The sequence below is a fragment of the Trichocoleus sp. AS-A1 genome (assembly GCF_039962015.1).
GTDB lineage: Bacteria > Cyanobacteriota > Cyanobacteriia > Cyanobacteriales > FACHB-T130 > FACHB-T130.
The window spans coordinates 23,365-38,508 of sequence record NZ_JAMPKG010000010.1 but is presented as its reverse complement, the minus strand read 5'-3'; the positions used below and the strand labels follow the sequence as shown (position 1 = coordinate 38,508).

At 45.6% G+C, this 15,144-nt stretch carries 14 protein-coding genes; 3 read left to right on the top strand and 11 right to left on the bottom strand.

Annotated elements, in window-relative coordinates:
• Positions 1-479: 479 nt before the first annotated feature.
• The 4 genes from NC994_RS09700 to NC994_RS09685 form a co-directional block, all read right to left on the bottom strand.
• Complete coding sequence (locus tag NC994_RS09700; protein WP_190440053.1) at positions 480-1,565, bottom strand: Mrp/NBP35 family ATP-binding protein; 1,086 nt, start codon at positions 1,563-1,565, stop codon at positions 480-482.
• Positions 1,558-2,526: a HEAT repeat domain-containing protein gene (locus NC994_RS09695; RefSeq protein ID WP_190440049.1), complete on the bottom strand. Its 969-nt coding sequence runs from the start codon at positions 2,524-2,526 to the stop codon at positions 1,558-1,560. The genes NC994_RS09700 and NC994_RS09695 overlap by 8 nt, the downstream gene beginning before the upstream one ends.
• A gap of 10 nt (positions 2,527-2,536) precedes the next feature.
• Complete coding sequence (locus tag NC994_RS09690; RefSeq protein WP_009630490.1) at positions 2,537-2,764, bottom strand: ferredoxin family protein; 228 nt, start codon at positions 2,762-2,764, stop codon at positions 2,537-2,539.
• Between the two features lie 165 nt (positions 2,765-2,929).
• Positions 2,930-4,633 carry a fumarate reductase/succinate dehydrogenase flavoprotein subunit gene (locus NC994_RS09685; RefSeq protein ID WP_199299786.1) on the bottom strand — a complete coding sequence of 568 codons (1,704 nt, stop codon included), beginning with the start codon at positions 4,631-4,633 and terminating at the stop codon, positions 2,930-2,932.
• Positions 4,634-4,860: 227 nt separating this feature from the next.
• On the opposite strand from NC994_RS09685, the gene NC994_RS09680 reads away from it, so the two are divergent.
• Positions 4,861-6,897 (top strand): LysR substrate-binding domain-containing protein, encoded by a 2,037-nt coding sequence (locus NC994_RS09680; protein ID WP_190440045.1) that lies wholly within the window; start codon positions 4,861-4,863, stop codon positions 6,895-6,897.
• A gap of 84 nt (positions 6,898-6,981) precedes the next feature.
• On the opposite strand, the gene NC994_RS09675 is transcribed toward NC994_RS09680, so the two are convergent.
• The 6 genes from NC994_RS09675 to NC994_RS09650 form a co-directional block, all read right to left on the bottom strand.
• Entirely contained in the window at positions 6,982-7,806 is an 825-nt protein-coding gene (locus tag NC994_RS09675) for an ATP-binding cassette domain-containing protein (RefSeq protein WP_190440042.1), read from the bottom strand.
• Between the two features lie 50 nt (positions 7,807-7,856).
• Entirely contained in the window at positions 7,857-8,744 is an 888-nt protein-coding gene (locus NC994_RS09670) for an ABC transporter permease (RefSeq protein ID WP_190440039.1), read from the bottom strand.
• Positions 8,745-8,800: 56 nt separating this feature from the next.
• A complete protein-coding gene (locus tag NC994_RS09665) occupies positions 8,801-10,324 on the bottom strand; it encodes an ABC transporter substrate-binding protein (protein ID WP_190440036.1) in 1,524 nt (507 codons plus the stop codon).
• Between the two features lie 528 nt (positions 10,325-10,852).
• Complete coding sequence (locus NC994_RS09660; protein ID WP_242032596.1) at positions 10,853-12,163, bottom strand: HAMP domain-containing sensor histidine kinase; 1,311 nt, start codon at positions 12,161-12,163, stop codon at positions 10,853-10,855.
• A 163-nt stretch (positions 12,164-12,326) separates the two neighbouring features.
• On the bottom strand, positions 12,327-12,716 hold the full coding sequence (locus NC994_RS09655; protein ID WP_190415056.1) for a response regulator: 390 nt from the start codon (positions 12,714-12,716) through the stop codon (positions 12,327-12,329).
• Between the two features lie 321 nt (positions 12,717-13,037).
• Complete coding sequence (locus NC994_RS09650; RefSeq protein WP_190440034.1) at positions 13,038-13,262, bottom strand: DUF167 domain-containing protein; 225 nt, start codon at positions 13,260-13,262, stop codon at positions 13,038-13,040.
• Between the two features lie 422 nt (positions 13,263-13,684).
• Between NC994_RS09650 and NC994_RS09645 the strand changes: the two genes are divergently transcribed.
• Positions 13,685-13,966, top strand: coding sequence for a hypothetical protein (locus tag NC994_RS09645; RefSeq protein WP_190440030.1), 282 nt, complete (start codon positions 13,685-13,687; stop codon positions 13,964-13,966).
• A gap of 153 nt (positions 13,967-14,119) precedes the next feature.
• Positions 14,120-14,428 carry a hypothetical protein gene (locus NC994_RS09640; RefSeq protein WP_190440029.1) on the top strand — a complete coding sequence of 103 codons (309 nt, stop codon included), beginning with the start codon at positions 14,120-14,122 and terminating at the stop codon, positions 14,426-14,428.
• A 94-nt stretch (positions 14,429-14,522) separates the two neighbouring features.
• Here the strand turns inward: NC994_RS09640 and NC994_RS09635 are convergent, their stop codons facing one another.
• Complete coding sequence (locus NC994_RS09635; RefSeq protein ID WP_190440026.1) at positions 14,523-14,948, bottom strand: DUF2809 domain-containing protein; 426 nt, start codon at positions 14,946-14,948, stop codon at positions 14,523-14,525.
• Positions 14,949-15,144: the final 196 nt, after the last annotated feature.

Sequence of the window (15,144 nt, the reverse complement as noted above, 5' to 3'; positions counted from 1 at the left end):
CATTATTCCGTTCATTTAAACCTGAAGGATGGATGTACATTGATTGGCTGTTTGCAATTCTACTTCGGCAAGAGAAATAAAAATAAAGAAACGAAACACAAGCTTACTCGCCGCTATCCCTGTCTTGTCACTCTCTGAAAACAAAAATTTAAGACGATTTTTTAACTCTGACTGGAATTGGGTTTATCGCTTTATTTTCTAATATTCTAGATATAGTTATTGCGTAAAACTAAAATGCTTGTGTGGGAAGGGTTACATCTTTTCATCTGAGAATAATGATGGAAGAACGATAGAGTTTTAAGCCGTGTTCTTCAACTTTTTCGGGGTCGTCAGCGTTTCGTGGAAGTTTCGCAAAATTGGCGATCGCAACTGCATCATCAATCGCTCTGTTTACGGTTGTGTCGTTCGTTCTTGAGGGTTTAGTTTGCTTGACAATGTGGACATTGCATCGTGCTTCAATTGTGCAATGCCCAAATCAATTATCCAGTCAGAACTTCACAAGGGCGAAAAGTCGTCTCGATCGCCCCAGCCATTTGTACAAATACTTGTCCTACAGTGGAATCTGGGTGAGTCAGCGTCAAAGGCGTTCCCGTATCTCCGCCCATGCAAATACTAGGGTCAATCGGAACCTGTCCTAGTAAAGGGGCATGGAGTTCTGCCGATAGCTGCTGCCCTCCACCACTCCCAAAAATCGGAGTGCGATCGCCACAATGACCACAGATTAAATAGCTCATATTTTCGATAATGCCAAGCACGGGAATGCCGACACGACGAAACATATGGACACTGCGACGCACATCCGAAACCGCAACTTGTTGGGGAGTCGTCACCAAAATTACGCCACAAATCGGACTTTCTTGCACAATCGTAATTTGAGCATCGCCTGTACCAGGGGGCAAATCAATCAGCAGGTAATCCAATTCTCCCCATTCCACCTCCTGAATAAACTGAGTCACAATTTTGTGCAGGACGGGGCCGCGCCAAGCTAGGGGATGATCGGGTTCTGCCAGCAGTCCTACTGACATGACTTTGATACCGTGGGCTTCTAGGGGTAGAAACTTTTGACCGTTAGGTGTATCAATCACCTTGACATCTGCCTGTCCCAATCCCAACATCTGGGGGACGTTGGGGCCATAGACATCTGCATCGAGTAGGCCCACCTTCGCCCCCTGTAAACTCAAAGCGGCGGCTAAATTAACCGATGTTGTGGATTTGCCTACACCCCCCTTGCCACTGGAAATTGCCAACGTCGTTCTGACACCAGGAATGGTACAAATTTGGATATAGATTTTCTTGCACCAAGTTACAGGCGAAAGTGCCGATTGAATTTCGGCTTGTAGGTGATGCTGATGTTTCCCCACATACAGGCGTAGATAAATATAGTCATCCACAACCCGCAGATTCCGCACCATCCCTAAGCTAACGATGTCGTTTTTGAGGATGGGTTCAATCACCTGTTTGAGATACTGGATAACTTCTCGTTGCCGAGATTCCGTTACTGGATCGGGAGGAGTGGCAATTTCCTCTGTATGAGTTTGGCGGAAGGGAGATTGATGGCTAGGCATTAGATGTCTCTGGCGTGGACTCTTGGATTTTCTGAATTGCTCGTTGTGCGTAAATACACACATCTTTGTCTGGATCGTCCAGAGATTGCTGGAGTGCATTCAGGGCGGTTGGGTTTTCTAGGATACCGAGTGCGATCGCTGCATCTCGACGCACATCCGAGTATTCATCTGCCAACGCTTTCACTAAAGCAGGTAGGGTTTGGTCAGTTGGTGTTTTCTGCAAAGCCTGAAGTGTAAACTTCCGCACCTGCCAATGCTCATCTGCCAAAGCCGTTTCTAAAGCCGGAACTGCCGCAAAATCAGCGTGGAGTGCCAACGATTTTGCCGCATTGCGTCGCACCTGCCAATCCGTATCCTCAGTGAGTGCTTGACACAGACTGGGAACTACTTCTGCATCTGCTAAATGTCCTAAGGTTAGGGCAGCAGAACGCCGCACGTTCTCATCGGGGTCGGACATTAAGGCGATCGCTTCTTGACAGCGTTCCACCTGATTGAGATAGCGTAGCGTTGTCACTGCCGCTTCCCGTAACTCAGCATTTTCCGACTCAAAGAACGGCAGCACGTAGGGCAAAGACTGAGCATCGTGAATCTTCCGCAACAGAATTAACACATTCAGTTGCATATTCACGTCATCTCGATGCAGGGCATCTAGCAGCAGCAACAGGTGATCGGGGATAACTAATTCACCCAAGGCAGATAGCGCTTCTTCCCGAATCTCCTCATCAGTTGAAGCCAGACATTCCACTAAAGCCGGAACCGCCTTGGGGTTTGCTAGCTCCCACAGTGCCGTCACCGCAAGCTTTTGCACAGCCATGCTCTCATCTTGCAATGCTGTAATCAAGGGTTCCAGAGCATCCTCATCGCCCAAATGTTGCAACATTTTGACGGCAACTAGGCGATCGCTGCCGTCGGGCGATCGCAGCATTTCCAACCATTGGTTCAATTCAGTATCCACAGACATCTTCACTCCTCTATCGCAACAAAAAGGGAATTTGTACTGTAATCGCGTTGGTGGGACATTCCTTCTCGCAAGGCAAGCAAAACCAGCACTCGTCGTACTTCATATAGGCTTTGCCTGTTTCTGGGTTCTTCGCTAACACATCCAGCGGACATACTTCAATGCAAGCTGTACACTTTTCTAAGCATTTCGATTCATCGACGATTACGGGTACATCAACCCGTTGCGTTGTTAAAGCCATAACTCTCACTCTGGTTGCTAAATGAACTTACCGCAGCGTGGCGGAAATAACTATCCAGTTGAAAAACAGCTAAAAAGCTTACTCGACAGTCTTTCTTTCCTTCTGCCTTCTGCCTCCTACCTCCTACCTTCTGCCTCCTGCCTTCTGCCTCTTGCCTTCTTCCACTTACCGCACCGCCACATCATAAACTTCTCGTTCAATATCAACGTCCACAACATAAGGCTCAACTGGACGCTTGAACAAAACCATCTCGCCTGACTCTTCTTTCTTAAGATTGACGTGGCAGAACCATTCTTCATTGTTCTTTTCGGGATAATCCACTCGGTAATGGTACAGTCCCCAACGGCTTTCCCGACGATACAGTGAGGCGCGTGCTGCCATCTCAGCACAATCGCGAATAAAGTGAACCTCCATGCAGCGCATCAGTTCATGGGGGTCGCGTGCGCCCATCATCTCTAGGGTTTCGTGATAGCGCACAAAGTTCCTCAGCCCAATTTCCATCTTGTGGTCTACTTTGGGAGGCTGGAGATAGTCATTGACCAACCGCCGTAATTTGTACTCCACCTGCGTATGTGGCACGCCATTCGGGTTGTTCAACGGAGCATAAATTCGTTGTTTTTCCGCCTCTAAAACATCAGGATCGGGTTCAATATGCTCCAAACCTTCGATATAATCCACAGCATTCGTACCTGCCAACCGACCAAATACAAACGCTCCAATCATGTAGTTGTGGGGGACACTTGCCATGTCGCCTGCGGCATACAACCCCGGCACCGTCGTCTCTGCCTTCTCGTTGACCCAGACTCCAGAAGCACTGTGACCGCTACACAAGCCAATCTCAGAGATATTCATCTCCACGCCATGCGTGCGGTAATTTTCGCCTCTCCCTTCATGGAACCGTCCTCGGCTGGGGCGTTCATTCGACCACAGAATCGACTCAATTTCGGAAATAGTGTCTTCATCTAAATGGGTCATCTTCAGTTGAACCGGACCTTTACCAGAGTTCAACTCCTTCCAGATTTCTAGCATCATCTGACCGCTCCAGTAGTCGCAACTGATAAAGCGGTGCCCTTCTGCATTGGCGGTGTAAGCTCCAAACGGACTAGCGACATAGGCGCAGGCGGGGCCGTTATAGTCTTTCATCAGAGGGTTGATTTGAAAACACTCGATATTCGTGAGTTCTGCGCCTGCGTGATACGCCATTGAATAGCCGTCACCAGCATTGGTGGGGTTTTCGTAGGTGCCGTAGAGATAGCCAGAGGCAGGTAAACCTAATCGTCCACAAGCTCCTGTACACAAAACGACTGCTTTTGCCTGAATTACGACAAAATCGCCGTTTCGCACGTCAAACCCTACTGCTCCAATAGCGCGTCCGTCTTTGACTAGAACACGAGTTGCCATCACCCGATTCGTGACTTTGGCTTTGTGGCGCTTTACCTGTCGGGTCAAAATTTGTTTCAGGTCTTTTCCTTCTGGCATCGGGAGCACATATTTACCGACGCGATGCACTTGCTTCAGGTCGTAATTGCCGTGAATGTCTTTTTGGAACTTGACACCCCAGCTTTCCAGTTCTTGAATGACTTCAAAGCCAAGTTTCCCGGTTTGGTAGACGGCTTTTTGGTTCACAATGCCATCGTTGGAAATCGTAATTTCGCGAACATATTGCTCTGGGGTAGAATTACCAGGAATGACGGCTGTATTGACCCCATCCATACCCATTGCGATCGCCCCACTGCGACGGATATTCGCTTTTTCTAAAATCAGCACTTCTCCGTCAGGATTTGCCTGTTTTGCTTTGATGGCTGCCATCGTTCCCGCAGTACCACCACCGATGACAAGAACATCGGTCTTCATCCATTGAGTATCCACTCTTAACTCCTCTTCAGTTAGCAAAAACTTTTATAACTTTGTACGAATAAATTCACTAAGTCCGCTTTTTTACCTTTTTTTATATTAGAGAAGAGAATTAAAAGTTACAAGCTTTTTTGTGACCAAAAATACCATCTATTCATTCGCGTTTTTTATGATCTTATAAATTAGCTTTATTCATTCATTAAGCTGTAAAATAAAAATTTCAATTTGGGGGGTTAGAGAACGTGGAGGTTTATCAAGTTAAAGTATTTCTGGAGGTGGCTAGGCACCTCAGTTTTACTGAAGCTGCTGATGCTCTAAATCTGACTCAGCCTGCGGTCAGCGCCAAAATAAAATCCCTGGAAACTGAACTAGGAACTGACCTGTTTTATCGTCTTGGTCGTAAGATTCAGCTAACCGAGGTGGGACAGTTTTTATTGGAGGAAGGGCCAAGACTGATTGAGGTTGAAAATCAATTGTTTGCCAAAGTCGAAGAAATCAAAAAAGGCAAATTTGGCAATCTCAAAATCGGCTGCACAGCCGCGATCGCTAATGGATGGCTACCTGAAATTCTCTTCCAGTACCGTCACCAGTATCCTGGGATTCAAACTCAGTGTGTCGTATTTGATTCGGCTGAATTTCTCTATCGAGCTATTACCAGCAGTCAGATTGATATAGGATTTTCAGATATTAGTTTTGCAGAATTTTCTGAAATTTCAGCAACCCCAATTGCTCCCATTCACTATTCTTTAGTGGTTGCGGCGAACCATCCTTTAGCGAATCAAAGCTGGTTGAGCTTAAAAGAACTGCAAAAAGAGCGATGGGTCATGCTAAATACTGGCTCCCCTAGCCGTTTAGTGTTTGAATCTCGGCTAACTGAATTAGGGATAAATTTTTCGGATTTCGCTCAAGTTGAAACTGTTGATACTCTCAGTTTGATGCGAACCTATATGATGCAGGGTGATTATTTAGGATTTGCTTCTAACTTTGAATTTAAGTCTGAATGTCAATCGGGAATGCTTGTTGCAATTCCCCTGCAAGAATTTGCCTTATCCGGTAATGTTTTCCTAGTGTTACCCAAACGATTAAGCCAATCTGCGATCGCCTCCGGTAGCACGCAAAGCGCGATCGCAGACTCATCCTCGCAAAATCGGCGATCGCGCAACTCAAACCCGATGCAAAAATTCATGGCTCTGGTTGAGAATTGTCAAGAGCAACAGCAAACGTCTGTTTGTCCTCATTCAACCCCAGTACGTTTGCGATCGCCTAACCTAATCATTCGTTCCAACTCCCTGCAACATCCTGAGACAATTGATTTAGCGATCGGGATTCAAAACAGCACGATTCCAACAGTAACGGCGGGCTTAGTGATTCAGCGCTTAGGCTTGCTAGAACACTTCTTACCCAAAGAAGGGCGATACAGTTCCACGCAGTATCGCATTCATTGGTGCGATTTTTCCACAGGAGCGCCGATTATTCAAGGATTGCACGCCGGGAAACTAGATATTGGTGTTCTAGGGGATTATCCCTTGTTACTGAGTGCTATCCAGCAAAATAATTCCGGTAGTGAAACTCGACAGACGCGCCTGGTTAGCTTTGTTTCAACGAATCCCGATGGTTCCTGTAATGCCGTAATTGTTCCCAATAAGTCCAAACTGCAAAGTATCGAAGACTTACGAGGAGGTGTGATTGCGGTTCCTTTCAGTTCTTCGGCACATGGGATGGTGATGCGATCGCTCAATTCTGCGAACTTACTTAACGAGGTTAGGCTTGCTTCCCTAGAGAACTCCAACATTACTCAGCCCTTTGGTTATTCCATTCAAGCAGATGGGTATGCCCACTTTGCTCCCTTTCACGATATTGCCTATCGTCAAGGCAAGTTTCGTTATTTACCAGGTGACAATTTGAATATGTTACCGGCTTTTCATGGTGTGGTAGTGAGTGCAGAGTTAGCAGAACAGTATCCGGAAGTTGTAATCGCTTACTTAAAAGCCTTAAGCGCCGCCCAATATTGGTATACTATTACGCCCTCAGCGCTTTCTCTGATCAGCCAGTGGACAAACCTGGATGCCGAAATCGTCTCCCAAATTCTCAGCAATGTCTATCACCAGAATCAACCTGGGCGTTTTTTCTGCGAGATGATGATTCGTCCGGACTGGATTGCCCAACACATTGCTCAACTCCGTGTGGTTCCCGGAAATGAAGAACTAGAGACAATTAACCTCGATCGCTGGATTCAAACCGAATTTCTCCATCAATCTCAGAACTTAAGTAGTTGGTAAAAGGGACAACAAAGGACACGCCAAGCCGCTATCGAAAGCCACACACTTGGGCTGTACGAGCAGTACAAATATGGTTTGCTTCAATCAACCCAACTCCATACTCTTGAGAGTTTCTTCGCGAATCAATTCAAAGACTTGCCGATTGAGATTTACAAAATCTGGTGAAAGCATCGTATCTATATGGCGGGGTCGATCGAGATTCACCACAACTGTTTCTTTGATATGCCCTGGACGAACGCCCATAACCAGAATGCGATCGCTCAAAAAGATGGCTTCTTCAATATCGTGGGTGACAAAAATAACCGTGGATTTCAAATCGCTCCAAATGTTCAGCAGCAACTCCTGCATCATGTGCCGAGTCTGAGCATCCAAGGCTGCAAACGGTTCATCCATCAACAATACTGAGGGTGAATTTACAAGTGCCCGCACAATGCTTGCACGTTGTTGCATTCCTCCTGATAGCTGATGAGGATAAGAATGACGATGCTTATACAAGCCGACTCGGTCTAAGTAATCATTTACCAATTCAGTCCGTTCTGCTCTGGAAATACCCTGAATTTTTAAACCAAATTCCACGTTCTCAAAGGTGGTCTTCCAGGGTAGGAGCGAGTATTGCTGAAAGACAAATCCGCGATCTGCCCCGGGTTTTTCGACGAGTTGTTCATCCACCAATACCTGTCCCCTTGTTGGTTTTAGAAAACCAGCAATCAAGTTTAGAATCGTTGACTTGCCGCAGCCCGATGGTCCCAACAAACAGACAAATTCACCAGGATTAATTTTGAAGTTTGTCGATTCTAGAACCAGCAAAGGCCCGTACTGGTCTCGTCGCTTAAAGGCAACGGATAAATCTTTAACTTCAACTGACCCTTTCGCCAAGGCGCTAACCTGCTTTTTTGCTAGGGTTGCCACAGCCTCTAAACCTCCAAAAATAGGCAACTTGAATATTCATTTTCAGGGAACTACACACCCTGCTTTTTCATTACTCGCCAAGGCATCAGCAACTTCGTTAAGAGATCGACAATCAGCGTGCTTATCAAACCCATCAAACCAATCAGCAGCATTCCCATCACGATTGGTGGATAATTCGATGTAACATAAGACTCCCAGGTCAGATAACCCACTCCAAACCGACCTGCCAAAATTTCAGCTGTTACCAAACAAAACCAGGCATTTCCCATACCAATAACCAAACCGCTGGCAATGTTGGGCATCGCTCCGGGCACCACAATATCTTTAAAAATGTGCCACTGTTTAGCTCCTAAACACTGCCCTACTCGCAGCAGCACTATATCTGTGCTTTCTACTCCCCGAATTGTGCTGATCAAAATTGGGAAGAATGCGCCTAAAAATGTGATGTACACCATCCCTGACTCTGCATTGGGAAACATGAGAATTGCCAGCGGTATCCAGGCGACGGCGGGAATTGGTCTGAGCAACTCCAATGGAATAAAAACTAAATCTTCAATCTGCCGAAACCAGCCAATCAAAATGCCCAAGCTAACGCCCAGAATAGCCGCAATTCCAAATCCCAGCAAAACTCGTTGAAGACTGGCAGTAATATGCACAGCCGCATTGCCAGAAAAGAATTCAACCGTCGCATTCCAAACTTCAACTGGAGAGGGTAAAAAGGTAAAATTGATGAAGAAATTGAACTGAGTGACGCACAAAAGCTGCCAGATCCCAAAGAATAAAACAATGGAAATTGCTCGCTTTAAATTGCGACTTTTGAGCAGTGCCAGACTTATAAGCGCTAATTTTGGCAAGGAACGCTGCTTCAAAAATTTGCTCCTCAGTAAACTGTACTTCTCTCCTTTCGTCTTTCGTGCTGATTTTGGAGATACAGCCATTACAAACCTCTCATTTGACTCAATATAGTTCTACCGTTGCGATCGCTCCCCTTCATTCATCGCGCAACCGCTAAATCCTTTGACTGCGTATTTTTGGCATAAAGCTGCTGCAACTCTTGGAAGCTTGCCACCTTTGCTCCAGCTTTCCCGGCAAATGCTTGTGCATCTTTTTCTAGTAAGAATGCAGATACCTGGTCGCCATTCCGAACATAGAACGAATTTTGAGCGAATAACTTCCAACCTTTGTCGCGATCGTGTACGAAGGCTACAGCCGCTGTCTTGCCCTCAGACTTGAGCTGTTGCAGCTTTGTCAGCATATTCTTGATTGAGGTAAAACTGAGAACTTTATCTTCTCCTTCTACCCAAATCTGAGCTGCTAGTTTTGGATCTTGAATCGATTCTTGAGTGAGTGCATCATTGCCACGAATCAAATTATCCGCCGACTTAGCCACATCCTGTTCGCTAATGTTGCTCTCTTTGAGCGCTTGTTTCAGGTAACTATCGTCCGTCCAACTTGCAACATCATCTGGGTTCACGCTGGCATCTAATTTTCCAATCTGCTTCAACGTCGTTACGCTATTTTTGAGCGCAGTGATTTGGTAGGGCTGAATTCTCGGATCGAGCTTTTGAATACCCGATGGGCCAAGGAACATATAAAAGATTTCTTTCTCAACCCCTGTCCATTTCTCTAACTTCGCACTAAGGGCTTCTGGTTGTTCCCGGAAACGCTGATTCGCCTCCAACATTGCCCTTAGATAAGCCACCACAATTTCGGGATTTTCCTTTGCAAAGTCCGATCGCACTACAACTCCATGAAAGGTTGGAGTTGCCGTTTGTGCACCATCGTAAATCTTGCGAGCAAAGCCTCTAAAGGGAAACAACTCACCATAGGGCACAAAATCCGCATGAGCATCGATCTGACGGCTTCTCAGGCTCGTGCCACCTACTTCTGGTGATTGACTCACTAACGTCACTTCTTTCTGTGCATCAATGCCCTCATTCTTCAGCGCCCGCAGCAGCATCCCATGCGCCGAGGTTCCAAAGGGAACTGAAATGGTTTTCCCCTTCAAGTCTGCTAGTTTTTTATAAGGTGTGTCGGTTGGAACAACAACCGCATTTCCGGCTCCATTAGGGCTGTAGGCAAGGGATGAGATCAAAACAGTCTTAACGCCATTGCCTTTTTTCTGAAACGTGGTCAGGTTGATCGTTGCCGGAAAGTCTGCCATGCTGCCGATATCAATTTGATTCGCCAACATTTTGTTGGTAATTGGTGGGGCTGATGTGGAGCTAGACCACTCAATTTTGTACTCAACATTTTGATATTTCCCTGTTTTTGGCAGGTACTTCTCCAGCAGCTTTTCTTCTCGGATGACTGCACCACCTGTCACGGTGTTAATGGTTTGGTCTTGGGTACCAATCGCAATCCGAATCACCTTTTTGCCAGAGGAACTACCTGAAGTATTTGCAGAAGTATTTGCTGAAGTATTTGCTGAAGTGTTACTACAAGCGCTGGTAAAGGTTAAGGAAACAACTAGCAGAGAAAAAAGAACACTCTTTAAAGACAATAGTTTGATATGCATACGGCTCCATTCCCGCATTGAATCTACTGCCCCACTTGTTTCACGCAAATCATGTTGGAGCAGTAGCTAGTTTAATCTCCGGTTTATCGGTCGGAATACGACTGTTTTAACAGAATGCCATAGTCAAACACCGAAGACAAGATGTAATCCCCGGTTTATCGATAGACTTTTCGTATTTATAGATAGATTTTTTGAATTGAAGCTGCCAGATTTGGAAACTCGCGCTGGAGGGAAGCACCTTTTAAGATGCTGGCTATGGCTCGCGACGCCTATTCAATCTGCTTTTTATCAATTCCCGCGATCAGCTATAACGCTCAACGTCATTGAATCAATACGGCTGGTCAAGCGGATCGAGTTTCCGGAGGAAATCCCAGCCCAGGAGACTCCCTCGCGACGACAGTGCAATTTGTAGGGGGAGCAGAATGAGGTGTCCTCCTGCATCAGGTTGCCCTTGTCCAACAGAACAACGCCCCAATTTCCAACCGACGATAAGCCGACTATAAATAAAGGGATAAGCCGGACAGGATATTAACTCTTTCGTTTCTCTGCGGCGGTGTCGAGGGGAAGACGAATACTGAAAGTTGCGCCTTGACCTGGAGTGCTAGTAGCCGTAATCGTGCCGCCGTGTGCTTCCACAATCCGTCGCGCGATCGCTAACCCCAAACCCGTTCCGCTGCCTTTGCGCGAGGGATCTGCTGTATAAAATTGTTCAAAAATGCGGGGCAAATCGCTCTCTGTGATTCCGGTTCCCCGATCGCGAATTTTTACTGAAACCTGGGCACCTTCTATATTGCTTGAGACAGAAACTTTAGACTCTGGTACTGAGAACTTAATCGCGTTGTCCAATATATTTAGAAAAGCTTGCAATAGTCGTTCTGGATCGCCTTGGATTTGAACATCCGCAACCTCCACGCTGATGCCAACTTCCTTGGCTATCATGCGAGACTCCATAGCTCGCACCGCCCGTTCGATCAAGTCTCGCAACTTTAGCGGTTGCTGTTCTAGTGGCGTTACGCCTGCTTCGAGTCGTCCCAAATCCAGCAGATCCTTAATTAGCCTGGACAGGCGCAGGGTTTCATCCTGTGCAGTCTGGATGAAGCGATCGCGTAACTCCGGCTCCTCAGCCGCTCCATTGGCGAGTGCTTCTAGGGTGACATAGACGTTGCTAACAGGAGTCCGCAGTTCGTGGGACACATTTGCGAGGAATGCCCGCCGCTCTTTATCTAAGGAAGCCAGCCGTTCGCTCATGCGATTCAATTCACTGGCTAATTGACCCACTTCATCATCTTGATGAATGTTCAGCTTCTCACCTAAATGACCCCCACCCACCTCAATTGCAAAGTGGCACATCGCCTGAATCGGTCTGGCAATATTACGGGCAAGGCTTTCGCTAATCAGCGCACAAAGCAAGAGCGTCAAGAAGAGCGTTCCAAGAACGGTGAAAATGACGCGGCGAAACTGACGCTGAAACTGTTCTAAAGTGATCGACATCCGCAGCGCACCGAGCAGACGACCCTTCCGAAATATCGGTCGCACTGCATACACTCGGTCATCGTTGGATAGAATCCCTTTTGCTACCCCTTGCGTCGGCTGATTTTGTAGCGCTTCGCTCACGCCAGCAACAGCTAACCAGTTAGGGACTTGCCGATCTAGCTGGGGGGCGGAGGTGAATAGCAGGCGACCATCAGGTGCAAAGACGCGCAGGGTGACTGCTTCCGGTGAACCGTAGCGTTGCACTAGCACTCTTACCCGCTCAAGATTATTTTCCTCTAAAGCGTCAGCGACGCTCTCGCTGAGGGCTGTTGTCCAGGAATCTAAATCAGCCTGTCTCGTCCTCATGAAATAGGCATGGAAAGAGAACAGAATATAGCTTGCCAGAATAGAAGTTCCTAATGCGGTGAGTGCTAAATAGGTAACTAACAGTTTTCGGTAAATTGAATTCCATCTGATATGAATTGCTAACCAGCTCCTTGAATTTTTCAAAGGTGCAACTTCAATTTTTTTAATCTCCCTGTAGAGACTGTTGACCCACAGCGCGACCCCGGAGAACAGCTTTTATGCGTGCGAGAAGTTCGCGAGTGTTGAAGGGTTTGGTGATATAGTCATCTGCACCCGCTTCTAATCCCCAAACTTTGTCAATATCTTGGTCTTTAGCTGTCAGCATCAAAATCGGGATATTAGAAAATGCTCGGATGCGCCAGCAGAGTTCCATCCCATCAATGCCTGGTAGCATCAAGTCCAAAATAATCACGTCCGGCACTTGCTTGTGGAACAACTTGAGTGCAGTCTGTCCATCCCCTGCGGTTGTCACTTGATAGCCTTCTTTAATTAAGGCGTAGCTGAGACTGGCACGTAATGCCTCTTCATCATCGATCAGTAAGACGTGTGGCATGCTGAGTTGACCTTTTCGTTCAAGTGTACCAGGTTGAGTTATTCCCTTTTGAATTTTAGATTTGTAATTTGAGATTTTCAAATCTGCCAATAGATAGTTTCTCAAATTAATCTTTTGTCCATTTAAAGCTAAAGGGGATGAGTTTAAACGGAAAATGAAAATAGCGATCGCGTGCAGTCAGAACAACACCTTTACCGAGCAACTGCTATAGAATCTTACTTAATGATTCGGGAAGCTCAGCTCCCCAACTTTCTAGAGCAGTCAGGTATCTGAAGGGCTGGCTCACAACTTCAATAAGATTGCTAGATTTTCTAGTTAGGTTCAACCGTCGTCTATTTCGACTTGCTTATTTCTTGACGATAAACCCGATTTGATAAAAATTCTTGATTTTGATATGTTAAATTTTTTAGAGAGTATTTGAATTAACTCTTCATTTGCCTTACCATCTACAGGTGGCGACTTTAAATGAACCGTAAGGCTACCGTCCTCAGCTTCCTCAATTCTTTGGTTTTTTGAATTGGGTTTAACCTTTACTTGCTTCTTCATCTGGCTGGGGTGATGGTAATCTGGTTGTAGCTATCATGCGGGTTAACGATAAATTTCATAACCATAGCGATCGCTCAACACAGGTTTTCGTGTAGTGTAGTATACAAATATCGTTCGTATTAACTTCTGCCTGGAGATAGAAGTTTAGTTGGATTAGTCTCTAATATCTTTTATTTGAAAGGGCAAAGCTAAATCTACGAATTTAATCCATTGTCAATAAGTTTTGACGAAAAAAATTTGTCCAGAAAAATTGATCTAAAATTGCTGGATGAGTAGATAGTACGACGATATTCTAAATTTTAAATGCTCGTGTGGCAACCGCGTAGCGGTTGCCACACGAGCGCTCGATTTTTGGCATCCCCTGAACCAACTTCACTTTTTTACAACACCACACCAGCATCTTCATCAACTGGATTCCTAACATGACAAAATATAACGTTAGCAATAGGAAGTGGCAAAAACTATCTTGCTGTAAAATTCATCAAGATGATTTATCTTTAGCTGAGTCTGGACAGCAAGATTCTGAAATATATCAGCCAAATATAATAACTAAAACAGATTATCTGCTCAGCAAATCATCTAGGCTGATCGGCGAAAGTCAGGATCTAATCGCCACAAGTGAAGCGCTAATCGCTACAAGTGAAGCGCTAATCGCCACAAGGAAAAAGCTGCTCGTACAATCCAAGCAACTAATATATAGATAAGTAGATACTAAAACCCGTCCAAAAATTCGAGCGATCGCGTAGCACCTGCTACGCAGGTGCTACGCGATCGCTTTCACCTTTAAAATCTACTAGTAAGTTCAAATTTTGTCTTTTACAATACCTGCTAACATCTCCGTTAACTGGATTCAGAGCATGACAAAACACAAACTGAGCAACAGGAAGTGGCAAAAATCAACTTGTTTTGAAGTTCCCCCATATCCTTTAGATTTGGCAGAATCTAAACAGCAAGATTCTGAGATATCTCAGCAAAATATAACAACCAGAACAGACGATCTGCTGAGCAGATCGTCTGAGCTTATCTGCGAAAGTCAGGAGCTAATCGCCACGAGCCAAGAGCTGATATTACTATCCGAACAGCTAATTACCCTAAGCTTGATGCTGAAAGAAAACAGCTTGATGCTGAAAAGCTGGCGAGAAAGATCAAAAGTTAAATCAAGGTAGGGGCATCCCGTTCGGGTTAATTCAGTTACCTCTGATTAGCCATCAAACACAGGCTAAAAACTACTGAAAATTCTCCCTCATCTAATCATCCTATCTATTTATCCGAGCGAATCGGGGTTTTATCTTTGTAACCTCTAACAATTTGCTGTAACCATAGCCACCCGATGATGCAACCGAGCAGATAATGGGGGAAATCCCACCAAGAAAAGGTGGTTCCAAGCAACAGTTTGCCCAGAAAAGTCGAGCGAATCGAGTCTAAAACAGGTTGGTGCCACAGTTGCAGAAATTCGATCGTGCAGGTGATACCGAATACCCAAATTGGAATTTGGTTCATTGCTTTGCGACTCGGAAACAGGAAAAACCCGAACAAACACCAAAATATTTCGTATAAGATATCACCTGAGAAATCGTTGACCCAGCCGCGACCGAACCCAGTGTATTTCTTGGAGAGCAATCCCAGGGGCACAATAATCAGCAGCGAGAGGATAATCCGCTTGATATATTTGGCGTCTCGAAGCATTGGCTACACTTCCAAGCAGTTCTCAGTTCTGTATTCTATACATTTAGACTAAAGCCGCGCCAACGAGCAGGCTTCTGCATCCAACTGAGCTTCATAGCACACAGAAGAGTTCAATATTTCCTTCTTAAGTAGGAGATTAATTTATATCCTAGTTGTTATTAATTACGCAATCTTATATAAATTTTTTATACTTAGA

What these genes read in the sequence shown, in the direction of transcription:
- NC994_RS09695 (WP_190440049.1), bottom strand. Translation starts at nt 2,526, where the DNA reads ATGTCTGTGGATACTGAATTGAACCAATGGTTGGAAATGCTGCGATCG.
- NC994_RS09660 (WP_242032596.1), bottom strand. Translation starts at nt 12,163, where the DNA reads ATGAGGACGAGACAGGCTGATTTAGATTCCTGGACAACAGCCCTCAGC.
- NC994_RS09635 (WP_190440026.1), bottom strand. Translation starts at nt 14,948, where the DNA reads ATGCTTCGAGACGCCAAATATATCAAGCGGATTATCCTCTCGCTGCTG.
- NC994_RS09670 (WP_190440039.1), bottom strand. Translation starts at nt 8,744, where the DNA reads ATGGCTGTATCTCCAAAATCAGCACGAAAGACGAAAGGAGAGAAGTAC.
- NC994_RS09690 (WP_009630490.1), bottom strand. Translation starts at nt 2,764, where the DNA reads ATGGCTTTAACAACGCAACGGGTTGATGTACCCGTAATCGTCGATGAA.
- NC994_RS09655 (WP_190415056.1), bottom strand. Translation starts at nt 12,716, where the DNA reads ATGCCACACGTCTTACTGATCGATGATGAAGAGGCATTACGTGCCAGT.
- NC994_RS09640 (WP_190440029.1), top strand. Translation starts at nt 14,120, where the DNA reads ATGACAAAACACAAACTGAGCAACAGGAAGTGGCAAAAATCAACTTGT.
- NC994_RS09645 (WP_190440030.1), top strand. Translation starts at nt 13,685, where the DNA reads ATGACAAAATATAACGTTAGCAATAGGAAGTGGCAAAAACTATCTTGC.
- NC994_RS09700 (WP_190440053.1), bottom strand. Translation starts at nt 1,565, where the DNA reads ATGCCTAGCCATCAATCTCCCTTCCGCCAAACTCATACAGAGGAAATT.
- NC994_RS09650 (WP_190440034.1), bottom strand. Translation starts at nt 13,262, where the DNA reads ATGAAGAAGCAAGTAAAGGTTAAACCCAATTCAAAAAACCAAAGAATT.
- NC994_RS09665 (WP_190440036.1), bottom strand. Translation starts at nt 10,324, where the DNA reads ATGCATATCAAACTATTGTCTTTAAAGAGTGTTCTTTTTTCTCTGCTA.